The organism is Pseudomonas sp. IT-347P, assembly GCF_949768005.1.
Classification (GTDB): domain Bacteria; phylum Pseudomonadota; class Gammaproteobacteria; order Pseudomonadales; family Pseudomonadaceae; genus Aquipseudomonas.
This window is the reverse complement of sequence record NZ_CATKPQ010000008.1, coordinates 35441-47081: the sequence shown is the minus strand read 5'-3', so window position 1 is coordinate 47081 and position 11641 is coordinate 35441. Positions and strand designations below refer to the sequence as shown.

General features: G+C 60.2%; 12 protein-coding genes. 2 read left to right on the top strand and 10 right to left on the bottom strand.

Annotated features, from left to right (window positions below):
* Nucleotides 1-331 precede the first annotated feature (331 nt).
* The 5 genes from ACM6IV_RS03830 to ACM6IV_RS03810 are packed head-to-tail and all read right to left on the bottom strand — an operon-like array spanning nucleotide 332 to nucleotide 4240.
* Nucleotides 332-967 (bottom strand): SCO family protein, encoded by a 636-nt coding sequence (locus ACM6IV_RS03830; RefSeq protein ID WP_083353913.1) that lies wholly within the window; start codon nucleotides 965-967, stop codon nucleotides 332-334.
* Nucleotides 964-1863: a heme o synthase gene (gene cyoE / locus ACM6IV_RS03825; protein ID WP_038365028.1), complete on the bottom strand. Its 900-nt coding sequence runs from the start codon at nucleotides 1861-1863 to the stop codon at nucleotides 964-966. Before cyoE ends, ACM6IV_RS03830 begins: the two co-directional genes overlap by 4 nt.
* On the bottom strand, nucleotides 1851-2930 hold the full coding sequence (locus ACM6IV_RS03820) for a COX15/CtaA family protein (protein WP_414868792.1): 1080 nt from the start codon (nucleotides 2928-2930) through the stop codon (nucleotides 1851-1853). The genes cyoE and ACM6IV_RS03820 overlap by 13 nt, the downstream gene beginning before the upstream one ends.
* A gap of 10 nt (nucleotides 2931-2940) precedes the next feature.
* Entirely contained in the window at nucleotides 2941-3534 is a 594-nt protein-coding gene (locus ACM6IV_RS03815) for a hypothetical protein (RefSeq protein WP_414868791.1), read from the bottom strand.
* Nucleotides 3500-4240 (bottom strand): SURF1 family protein, encoded by a 741-nt coding sequence (locus tag ACM6IV_RS03810; RefSeq protein WP_414868790.1) that lies wholly within the window; start codon nucleotides 4238-4240, stop codon nucleotides 3500-3502. The genes ACM6IV_RS03815 and ACM6IV_RS03810 overlap by 35 nt, the downstream gene beginning before the upstream one ends.
* Nucleotides 4241-4311: 71 nt before the next feature.
* Here ACM6IV_RS03810 and ACM6IV_RS03805 point away from each other — a divergent pair, with 71 nt between their 5' ends.
* Nucleotides 4312-4515 (top strand): twin transmembrane helix small protein, encoded by a 204-nt coding sequence (locus ACM6IV_RS03805; protein WP_150649207.1) that lies wholly within the window; start codon nucleotides 4312-4314, stop codon nucleotides 4513-4515.
* Nucleotides 4516-4524: 9 nt separating this feature from the next.
* Here ACM6IV_RS03805 and ACM6IV_RS03800 read toward each other — a convergent pair whose 3' ends face one another.
* From ACM6IV_RS03800 to coxB, 4 genes are all read right to left on the bottom strand, one after another.
* Nucleotides 4525-5412 (bottom strand): cytochrome c oxidase subunit 3, encoded by an 888-nt coding sequence (locus tag ACM6IV_RS03800; RefSeq protein WP_414868789.1) that lies wholly within the window; start codon nucleotides 5410-5412, stop codon nucleotides 4525-4527.
* 25 nt (nucleotides 5413-5437) lie between these two features.
* The gene (locus ACM6IV_RS03795) at nucleotides 5438-5989 is read right to left on the bottom strand and encodes a cytochrome c oxidase assembly protein (protein ID WP_103302941.1); all 552 of its coding nucleotides are present in this window, start codon (nucleotides 5987-5989) and stop codon (nucleotides 5438-5440) included.
* 129 nt (nucleotides 5990-6118) lie between these two features.
* Entirely contained in the window at nucleotides 6119-7705 is a 1587-nt protein-coding gene (gene ctaD / locus ACM6IV_RS03790) for a cytochrome c oxidase subunit I (RefSeq protein ID WP_414868788.1), read from the bottom strand.
* 82 nt (nucleotides 7706-7787) lie between these two features.
* Nucleotides 7788-8915, bottom strand: a complete 1128-nt coding sequence (gene coxB, locus ACM6IV_RS03785; RefSeq protein WP_414868787.1) for a cytochrome c oxidase subunit II — start codon at nucleotides 8913-8915, stop codon at nucleotides 7788-7790.
* Between the two features lie 369 nt (nucleotides 8916-9284).
* On the opposite strand from coxB, the gene ACM6IV_RS03780 reads away from it, so the two are divergent.
* Nucleotides 9285-9935: a hypothetical protein gene (locus ACM6IV_RS03780; protein WP_250605512.1), complete on the top strand. Its 651-nt coding sequence runs from the start codon at nucleotides 9285-9287 to the stop codon at nucleotides 9933-9935.
* Nucleotides 9936-10072: 137 nt separating this feature from the next.
* Here ACM6IV_RS03780 and ACM6IV_RS03775 read toward each other — a convergent pair whose 3' ends face one another.
* A complete protein-coding gene (locus ACM6IV_RS03775; RefSeq protein WP_414868786.1) occupies nucleotides 10073-11599 on the bottom strand; it encodes a SulP family inorganic anion transporter in 1527 nt (508 codons plus the stop codon).
* Nucleotides 11600-11641: the final 42 nt, after the last annotated feature.

Sequence of the window (11641 nt, the reverse complement as noted above, 5' to 3'; positions counted from 1 at the left end):
CTGCAATGAAAAAGAGGACGCCATGAGCGTCCCCTTTTTTGTGTCTGGTGTTTGGCTTTGAACCTGCTGTGAAGCGGCCCCTCACCCCAGCCCTCTCCCGGAGGGAGAGGGAGCCGACCGAGTTGTCTTGTGTCATACATCGACCCTGACAGATCGAGTCGATTATGGATTCGGTACAGCACATCGACCTGAACGATCCTGGCGATTATGGATTCAGCACCGCGCTTACAGGTCGGCGTATTTCTACAGCATCCCCCAATCAGTCCCCTCTCCCTCCGGGCGGTCCGACGTTTCGGGAGGGCTAGGGTGAGGGGCTTTTGCCTTTAAAAGATTACTTGCGGTTAAGCATCACCGGCAGTTGCGCAACCAGTTTGGCGTTATTCAACGGCGCTCGAATAAACCCGCGCTGCGTACCGTCCGGCCCGATCACCGCCAGATTGCCGCTATGGTCGACGGTGTAATTCGGCTTACTGGTATCCGCCGGAATAAACGGAATACTCACCGCATTCGCGACCTTCTGCAGCTCTTCGATCGAGGTCGGCGTCAGGCCGACAAACTGCGGATCAAAGTAGCCCAGGTACTGTTTCAACTGCTTCGGGTTATCGCGGTTCGGGTCAACGCTGACCAGCACGATCTGCAACTTGTCCACAGCGTCTTTGGGCAATTCACTCTTGATCTGCCGCAGCTGCGCAAGGGTGGTCGGGCAGATGTCCGGGCAAAAGGTGTAGCCGAAAAACAGCAGGCTCCACTTACCCTTCAACTCATCGATCGCCACCGGTTTGCCGTCCTGATCTGTCATCGTCACGTCCGGCAGATTGCGGCTCTGCGGCAGCAGGATAATGCCGGCGTCGATCAGCGCAGTCGGATCGCCCTGGCCCTTGCCGCTCAGCACTTTGTTCACGGTCAGGCCGAGGATCAGCGCGATCACGGCGACGAGGATGAAGACGGTTTTCTGGGTTCGAGTCATAGGTTCAACAGTAGGTAGTGGTCTACGAGCAGTGCGATGAACAACAGAAACAAGTACCAGATAGAGTACTTGAAGGTGTTGATCGCCGCGTGCGGCCGAGTGCCACGGTACAGCACCACGGCCCATTGCAGAAACCTTGCGCCGAGCGCGAGCGCGCAAATCAGGTAGAGCACGCCGCTCATGTGAATCACGTACGGCAACAGACTCACCGCCAACAGGGCGAAGGTGTAGAGCAGAATGTGCACCTTGGTGTAGTGCTCGCCATGGGTCACCGGCAGCATCGGGATGTCGGCTTTGGCGTATTCCTCCTTGCGATGAATCGCCAGTGCCCAGAAGTGCGGCGGGGTCCAGGCGAAGATGATCAGCACCAGCAGAAGTGGTTCGGCGCTGACGTGGCCGGTGGCGGCGGTCCAGCCCAGCAGTGGCGGGGCAGCACCGGCGAGGCCGCCGATGACGATGTTCTGCGGCGTCGCGCGTTTGAGGAACCCGGTGTAGATCACCGCGTATCCGAGCAGCGAAGCGAGGGTCAGCCAAGCGGTCAGCGGATTGGTGAAGGTCAGCAACAAGGCCTGACCGAGCAACGCCAGTACCAGTGCAAACGTCAGCGCTGCCGCTGGTGAAACCCGGCCTTCAGCCAACGGTCGTTTGTGCGTGCGCGCCATCACCGCATCGATGCGCCGATCCACCACATGGTTGACCGCCGCCGCGCCGCCGGCACACAACGCAATCCCCAGATTGCCGAACACCAGCACCGTCCACGGCACCCCGGCGCGGGTCGCGAGGAACATGCCGACCAGCGAGGTGATCAGCATCAGCACCACGACTTTTGGTTTGGTCAGTTCCAGATAATCACGCCAGATCGCCTGATGCGGGCGCTCGCCAATCAGAATCGCCACGGCGTTTCTCCTTTTATGGTGATGGGCGCGGCCGCGTGTTTACGCGGACTCAGGCGCCAGCGCGCAAGTACCGGTTGCTTGACCCGGACCAGACTGGTGCGCGCGTGATAGTTGACCAGCACCAGGGTCAGCAACAGCGCCGCGCCGCCGGCGTTATGCGCGACTGCCACCGGCAGCGGCAGATGGAACAGCACGTTGCTGATGCCGAGGGTGATCTGCGCCGCGAGGGCAATCAGCACCAGACCGGCCAGCCGCGTCATGCCGACCACTTTCAATTGCCAGGCGAGACCGAGCAGCACCAACGTAACCAGCAAAGCGCCGATACGGTGAGTCAGGTGAATCGCCGTGCGCGCATCGCTGTCGAGTTGTCCGCCCAAGTAATTCGGGCCGATGTGTTGAGTCAGGTGAAAACCATTGGCGAAATCCGCTGGCGGCAACCATTGCCCGTGGCAGGTCGGAAAATCGATGCAGGCCACCGCCGCGTAGTTGGAACTGACCCAGCCGCCCAGCGCAATCTGGCCGATCACCAACAACAATCCCGCCGTCGCCCAATACTGCAAGCGCTTGGGCACGGTCAGCGCCGGTAATACGCCGGACAATCTCAAGGTCAGTAAAAACAGCAGACTCAACGTCGCAAACCCGCCGAGCAAATGCCCGGTGACCACCTGCGGCCAGAGCTTGAGCGTCACCGTCCACATGCCGAACGCCGCTTGCGCGAACACCACCGCCAGCAGAAACAGCGGCAGCTTCAGCGGTTGCCCCGGATGACGACGGTTGACCCACGCGCGCCCGGCCAGAATCGAAATCAGCAGGCCGAGGGTGCCGGCGAAGTAGCGGTGGATCATCTCGTTCCAGCCCTTGTGCGCCTCCACCGGCGAGTCGGGGTAATGCAATTCGGCATGGGCCAGTTGGGTTTCGCTTTTTGGCACGCTGATAAACCCGTAGCAGCCCGGCCAATCCGGACAGCCGAGGCCGGCGTGGGTCAGGCGGGTGTAGGCGCCGAGCAGCACCACAATCAGGGCCAGCAGGGTGGCAAACAGCGCGAGGCGAAATCCAGGTTTGGCCATGACAATGCCCTTATCCGATGTTCGACAGTTTCAGCAGGTGCCGCAGGTCGTTGAGCAGATCCTTGCCTTTCACATTCGGCTCATAGCGCAGCACGAGGTTGCCGTGCGGGTCGATGATCCACAGCTGTGGCGTGGCTTTGTCGCCAGTGGTTTTGCTGAACACACCAGCGTCCAGCGGATAGCGTTGCAGTTGTGGATATTCACGGCTCAGCTTGGCCTCGTAATCTGCGCTCACCGGTTGCGCGACGGCGAGTGCATGGCTGGCGCGCCCGGCTTCGCGACCGAGGCCAATCTGGATCTGCCGCGCCAGATACACCAGTTGCTGGCAATCCACTGCGCAGTCCTTCGGCGCGGTAACCAGCATCTGCCAGCGTTGTTCCTCGGCTGGTACGCCGAGGTCGGCGCGGGTCTGGCCGTTGCCGATCAGTTCGCCGTGATAGCTGCGTCCCTCCGGCACCCAGAACTGCAGTTTGTACATGCCGGTGGCGAGCAGCATCGGGCCGACCACACCGAGCACAATCAGCAGCAACTGAATACGCCCGCGACGGCGGCTGGTGGCAGGTTTCGCCTCAGACATGCTGGGTGGATTCATGGCCGTTCCCATGGTGTTTCTCCTTTGCGTTGTGCAAGCCCAAATAGACATAGAGGCCGAGCAGGGCGGTGGCCATGGCGAACCACTGCACGGCGTAACCGAGGTGTTTTTCCGGGCCCATGGCGACCACCGGCCAATCGGTTTCCAAGCTGGCCGGGCCGGGTTCGGCGCGTAATTCGTAGGTGAAGCCGTCGCGGTCGAGGGTTTTCCACAGCTTGGTCGGGTCGATGGCGGTGACGGTTTGCGGCCAGGTATTGCTCACCGGATCGGCGTGTAACTGGAAGGTCGCGCCGGGGGCGACATAAACCCAGGCGTCGACATTCAGCGCATCTGCAGGCGTGGAGAATTGCGGCGGTACGCGGCGATCCGGCCACGGCAACCAGCCGCGATTGACCAGCAGCCACAGACCGCTGCGTTGATCCTGAAACGGTTGCAGCAGCTCGACGCCAACCTTGCCGTTCCGTTGGCGGTTATCCAGCAGCAGACTGTGCGCGGCATCGAACTGGCCATGCAGATGCACGCGGCGATAGGCCGGATCGGCGCTGCTCAGCAACTCAGTGCTGGCCATCGGTTCGGCGGCGCGGCGTTCGGCGTAACTGGCGAGCAGGGCGGTTTTCTCGGCGCCCCGGCTAAGTTGCCAGAAACCCAGCGACACCAGCAGCGGTAGCAATAAGGTCACCACCACGGTCGGTATCACGCCCGGACGAAAACGCTTCATGGCTGCGCCACAAAGTCAGTCATTGCGATCGCTATACTCAACTGCATCGCCTGTCCCCCGGAGTTCTTCCCATGCTCAAAACAGCGATCGTCCTGATGCTGATTGCCACGGTGATCAGCCTGTTCAGCGGCCTGTTTTTCCTGGTCAAGGACGACAGCAGCTCGAATCGCCTGGTCATCGCCTTGAGTGTTCGGGTGGCGTTGGCCGCCATCACCGTCGGCTTGATCGCCTGGGGCTTTTACAGCGGCCAACTGGTGTCGCATGCGCCTTGGTAGCGTTGGTCCTCAGAGCACGTAAACGAAGATAAACAAGCCGATCCACACCACGTCGACGAAGTGCCAATACCAGCTCGCCGCTTCAAACCCGAACTGATGCTCGGCATCGAAATGGCCCTTCATGATGCGCATCAGCATCACAAACAGAATGATCGTGCCGATGGTCACGTGGGCGCCGTGGAAGCCGGTGAGCATGAAGAACGTCGCGCCGTAAATGCCTGAACCGAGGGTCAGGCCCAGTTCGTGATAGGCGTGGATGTATTCCTCAGCCTGGAAACCGAGAAACGCGCAGCCCAGCAGCACGGTGATCGCCAGCCAGATTTTCAACGCGCCGCGATGGCCCTTCTTCAGTGCGTGGTGGGCGATGGTGATGGTCACGCTGGAGCTGACCAGCAGAATCGTGTTGATCAGCGGCAGGCCCCACGGGCTGATGACTTCCTTGGGTGGCGGGAACAGTTTCGGATCCGGTGTGTGCAGCAGCGGCCAGGTGAACTGAAAGTTCGGCCACAGCATGTGGGCGATGCCTTTCGGCCCTTCACCGCCGAGCGCCGGCCCGGAAACGTGGCGCACATAAAACAGTGCACCGAAGAAGGCGACGAAGAACATCACCTCAGAGAAGATGAACCAGCTCATGCCCCAGCGGAACGAGCGATCCAGCTGTGCGCTGTAGAGTCCCGCGCGGCTTTCCTTGATCACCGCCCCGAACCAGCCGAACAGCATGTACGCCAGCAACAGCCCACCGATGAAAAAGATGTACGGGCCGTGGGATTCCGGGCGTGCTGCCTTCAGATCGTTGAACCAGGTGGCGAGGCCGTACACCGTGATGGCCATGCCGAAGGTGGCGATGATCGGCCATTTGCTCTGGGCCGGAACGTAATAGTGCTCATGAGTTGCCATTTATTGTTCTCCTTATCGGGCACGCTCAACCGCCAGTGTTTACGGCTACCGGAGGATGTCGGGCGGTGATATCGAACAGCGTGTAGGACAGCGTCAGGTGCTTCACATCCTTGGGCATGTCGCGGTCAACAATGAAACGCACCGGCATCTCGATCTGCTGACCGGGCTGCAGCACCTGCTGGGTAAAGCAAAAGCATTCAGTCTTGTGGAAATACGCCGCCGCATTGCTCGGCGCGATGCTCGGTACGGCTTGCGCACTCATCGGTTTGTCGGTGGGGTTGCGCGCGATGAAAATCATCTCGTTGACCGCGCCGGGGTTGGCGGTGAGTTCGTCATGCTTGGGGTAGAAGTCCCACGGCATGTCGGCGGTATTGGTCGAGAGAAACTGCACGCGCACCTGGCGCGAGGTATCGACGACCTGCTCGCCTTCGTACTGCCCGGCAGTCTTGCCGTTGATGCCGAAGGCTTTGCACATCACGTCGTAGATCGGTACCAGGGCAAAACCGAAAACGAACATCGCCACCACCACGCCGAGCAGGCGGGTGACCAGTTTCTTCATCGAGATCGAGTCAGCCATGGTTCCAACCCTCAACCAAGAACCTCTGTGGGAGCGGGCTTGCTCGCGAATGCGTCGGATCAGTCAACTTATCTGTTGAATGATAAATGGCATTCGGGAGCAAGCCCCCTCCCACAGAAGCCAGGCGTTTCATTTCACTTCCGGCGGCGTGGTGAAGGTGTGATACGGCGCCGGCGACGGCACGCTCCACTCCAGACCTTCCGCACCATCCCAAGGCTTGGCCGGTGCAGGCTCGCCACCGCGAATGGTCTTGATCACAATGAACAGGAAGAAGATCTGTGTGGCGCCGAACATGAACGCGCCGATCGACGAGACCATGTTGAAGTCGGCGAACTGCAGGTTGTAATCCGGAATCCGTCGCGGCATCCCTGCCAGCCCGACGAAGTGCATCGGGAAGAAGGTCAGGTTCATGCCGACGAACGACAGCCAGAAATGCAGCTTGCCGAGGGTTTCGTCGTACATGTGCCCGGTCCACTTCGGCAGCCAGTAATAGGCCGAGGCGAAGATCCCGAAGATCGCCCCCGGCACCAGCACATAGTGGAAGTGCGCGACCACAAAATAGGTGTCCTGGTACTGGAAGTCCGCCGGCGCGATGGCGAGCATCAGCCCGGAGAAACCACCAATGGAAAACAGGATCACGAACGCCACCGCAAACAGCATCGGCGTCTCGAAAGTCATCGAGCCTTGCCACATGGTGCTCGCCCAGTTGAACACCTTCACCCCGGTCGGCACGGCGATGAGCATCGTTGCGTACATGAAGAACAGCTCGCCTACCAACGGAATGCCGACCACAAACATGTGGTGCGCCCAGACGATGAACGACAGGAACGCAATGCTCGCCGTGGCGTAGACCATCGAGGTGTAGCCGAACAGCGGTTTGCGCGCGAAGGTCGGGATGATCTGGCTGACCGCGCCGAACGCCGGCAGGATCATGATGTACACCTCGGGATGCCCGAAGAACCAGAACACATGCTGGAACAGCACCGGGTCACCGCCACCGGCAGCACTGAAGAAACTGGTGCCGAAGTGGATGTCCATCAGCATCATCGTCACGCACCCGGCCAGCACCGGCATCACCGCGATCAGCAGGAACGCGGTGATCAGCCAGGTCCAGACGAACAGCGGCATTTTCATCAGGGTCATGCCGGGGGCACGCAGATTGAGGATGGTCGCGATCACGTTGATCGCGCCCATGATCGAGCTGATCCCCATCAGGTGGATGGCGAAGATGAAGAACGTCACGCTTTCCGGTGCATAGGTCGTCGACAGCGGTGCGTAGAAGGTCCAGCCGAAATTCGGCCCGCCACCGGGAGTGAACAGGGTCGAGACCAGCAGCAGGAACGCCGCCGGCAACAGCCAGAAACTGAAGTTGTTCATCCGTGGCAGGGCCATGTCCGGCGCGCCGACCATCAACGGGATCATCCAGTTGGCGAGGCCGACGAACGCCGGCATCACCGCGCCGAAGACCATCACCAGACCGTGCATGGTGGTCATCTGGTTGAAGAACGCCGGTTCGACGATCTGCAGACCGGGCTGGAACAACTCGGCGCGGATTACCATGGCGAACGAGCCGCCGAGCAGGAACATCAGGAACGCAAACCACAAATACAGCGTGCCGATGTCCTTGTGGTTGGTGGTCAGCACCCAGCGCATCAGGCCTTTGGCGGGGCCGTGGGCGTGCTCGGCGTGACCGTGGTCATCGATGACAGCGCTCATGGCCGGTCTCCTTTACGTGAGTGGGCGGGGCGGGCCGGGGCGTGGTGCCCCGGCCGGTTCATGAGGTACGCGATAGACCGGCTCATTTGCTTTCCGCCTGTTTCAGCTCCAGCACTTCTTTTGGCGTGACCATGTCGCCCTTGTTGTTGCCCCAGGCGTTACGTTCGTAGGTCACGACCGCTGCGATATCGACTTCGGACAGCTGCTTGCCGAACGCCGCCATGGCGGTGCCGGGTTTGCCGTGGAAGACAATGCTCAAGTGGCCTTCTTTTGGCCCGGTGGCGATTTTCGAGCCTTTGAGCGCCGGGAACATCGGCGGCAGACCCTGACCTTCGGCCTGGTGACAGGCGACGCAGGTGGTGTGATAAATCTTGTCGCCACGCTCCTTGAGTTCGTCGAGGGTCCATTCCTTGCTGGTCAGCTCTTTCAGCTGCGCCGCTTCGGCTTTGCGCTCGGCGAGCCACTTGTCGTAGTCGGCCTTTTCCTTGACCTCGACCACGATCGGCATGAAGCCGTGGTCCTTGCCGCACAGTTCGGCGCACTGGCCACGATACAGGCCGGGTTTGTCGATGCGCGTCCAGGCTTCGTTGACGAACCCCGGGATCGCATCGCGCTTGACCGCGAAGGCCGGCACCCACCAGGAGTGAATAACGTCGGCGGAGGTCACGAGAAAGCGCACCTTGGCCCCGGTCGGCAGCACCAATGGCTTGTCGACCTCAAGCAAGTAGTGCTCGCCCTTGGCTTCCTTGTTGTGGATCTGCTCGGCGGGGGTGGCCAGGTTGCTGAAGAACTCGACGTCCTGACCCAGGTATTTGTAGTGCCACTTCCACTGATAGCCGGTGATCTGGATATCGATATCCGGCTCGGTGGTGTCGTACATCTTGATCAGCGTTGCGGTGGCGGGAACGGCCATGGCCACCAGAATCAGCAGCGGCACGATGGTCCACATGATTTCGACGCCGGTGCTTTCATGGAATTTTGCGGCGACCTGCCCGGTTGAACGGCGGTGCACCATCATCGACCAGAACATGGCGCCGAAGACGATGACTCCGATCACTACACAGATCCAGAAAATGGTCATGTGCAGGTCGAATACTGCGTGACTGATTTCAGTCGCTCCAGGTGCCATATTCACAGTCCAGGCAGCGTGCACCGGGCTGAAAATCGACCACAACAGGAGGCCCATCCAGACGTGTGGATGTCGCATCATTGCGGGTTCCCCTTATCGTTCTTGTTATCCCGCCGGCTTTCGCCTGCGGCAAGGGAGCGGCTGCATCAGACTACGAACTTGAATCGCCGGGCCTTGCTGCGGGTGCAGTCGGGCGTCATCAGCTAACTCCATTCAATGGCGAGTATAGACAGCGGCGGGAAATTGCAACGTGCACGCGTAAATGAACTGAAACAGCTGGCACTTGCGTTCAAGGGCACGAATGGAGAAGGATGCAGACGAGTGGTGGCAAACCGATATAACGCGCGCGCATCAAGGATGAAATAATTATGACAAATGCGTCTTAGCATTTTTCGTAAGCCAGCTAAGTTATGTCTTCCCTATTTCATTGCCTTGTTTCCTGGAGTTTTCATGAACACCGCCGCATTGCGCGAGCAGATCCAAAAAGCCCAACAACACGAAAAAGATACCGGCCTGCTGACTCGTCAGCTGGAAAGCAAGCTGCCTCATTTACACCCGGCGATCCAGTTGCCGGAAGCCGACGCCCAGGGTGTGCTGACGCGTTTTGTCGCCGCGTACATCGATGAAGTGCCAGACCTGCTGGATGCAGCCAATGAAGTCGCCAGGGAAGCGGGAATCGAATCGCAGATCAAACCGGTGCTGAAAATCGCCGAGCAGTATTTCCTCCAGCCGCCGGCCATCATGGCCGGGCACGTCGGTCTGGACAGCCTGCTCGATGAGGCCTATCTGGCGCACCGTTTTGTCGAAGAGGTCAACGACCTGTACATCAAGCATTTCGGCCAGCCACTGATCCCCCTGGACATGACGGTCGCCAACCTGATTGCTCACCAATTGATCGGTGAGGAATTTGCCAACCAACTGGACGAAGCGGTGCATCACGCCATCGACGAGATGCTCAACGACGAGAGTTTTGCCCTGGAGTCGGTAGAAGCCTACCGCGACAAACTCAGCAGCCCGGACACCGGCGCCGCGTGGAAACGCTGGCCGTGCATGGGCCGCCGACTGGGTGTGGGCCTGGAACTCGACCAGCCTGCTGCCTGATTTAAAGCCCTGCACAAATCCAATGTGGGAGGGGGCTTGCTCCCGAAGGCGGTGTGTCAGTCACTAACAATGTCGACTGATCCACCGCTTTCGGGAGCAAGCCCCCTCCCACAGAGTTTGTATTCACAACGGAGTTTTTAGCCGGCAGCACCGATACCGGTAGTCGTCCGAATCCGTCCCTCAAGCCTGCGCTTCAACCCACGCGACTCGATCAACAGTTTCGACCCCTTCGCCGCATTCGCCCGGCTCCACTCCTCCAGTAATTCCAGACACGAATGGTCAATGTAGCTCAGGTTATTGAGCGGCACATGCACCGTTGTCCCTTGCGGAATACTGCCCAGTACCTGCGTCAATGCCGGCACCTTGAGAAAGGTCGCCGCGCCGACCAGACGCAATTCCATCTCACCGTCCTGCGGCAGATCGATCAGGCTGATCTTCAACCGCGAAGCCTTGAACGCCAGTTTCAACATCGTCAGACCGAAACCGATCAACACACCGGTGAGCAGGTCGGTGAAGATGATTGCCAGCGCCGTCGCCGCGTAGGTGAACATCGGCATCCGTCCATAACGTCCCAAACCACGAAATGCTTTGAGATCGACCAGTTTGAACCCGGTGTACACCAACACGCCCGCCAGACTCGCCACCGGAATGCTTTGCAGCACACTCGACAGCAGCAACACGAACGCCAGCAGCCACAGGCCATGGAAAATCGTCGAGTAACGCGTGGTCGCACCGGCCTGAACGTTGGCCGAACTGCGCACGATCACCCCGGTCATCGGCAGCGCGCCGAGCAGACCGCAGAGCATGTTGCCGACCCCTTGCGCCGACAGTTCCCGGTCGAAGTCCGAACGCACACCGCTGTGCATGCGATCCACCGCAGCAGCGGAGAGCAGCGTCTCGGCGCTGGCAATGAAGGCCACGGCGAACGCGGCGATCAACAGCGTCGGATCGGCCAGGCTGAGCAGGTCCGCCGGCTTCAGCCAATCAATGGCTTCGGCCAGATTCGCCGGCACTTCGACACGTTTGACCTGCAGCGCCAGCAACAGGCTCGCACCTGTTGCCAGACCCACACCGAGCAAGGCGCCGGGCACGAAGCGCAACGAATGCGGGCGAAACTTCTCCCACAACCACATCACCGCGATCGTCGACAGCCCGAGCAAGCCAGCCTGCCAGCCAAACGACGGTAACGCCTGCGCCACGGCTGCCGGGAACGCCGTGAGGTTATCCAGGCCGGAGGGCTGCGGTTTGGCATCAAGCATCACATGCACCTGCGACAGCACGATCAACACGCCAATCCCCGCCAGCATCCCGTACACCACGGCTGGTGCCGTAACCCGAAACCAGCAGCCGAGCTTCAAGCGCCCGGCGACCAGTTGCAGAAAACCGGCAAGCAACAGAATCGGCCCGAGCATCTCGATACCGTGCTGGCGCACCAGTTCAAACACCAGCACCGCCAGACCCGCTGCCGGTCCGCTGACCTGCAATGGCGAACCCGCCAGCCAACCGACCACCAGTCCGCCGATGATCCCGGTGATCAAGCCCTTGGCCGGTGGCAACCCTGACGCAATCGCGATACCCATGCACAGTGGCAAGGCGACCAGAAACACAACCACTGAAGCGAGCAACTCCCGTGGCAACACCGCTTTCAATTGAGCCGCACGCATGGCGATTCTCCCGAAGTTTTCTTCAGGCATGGCTTCGCCGAG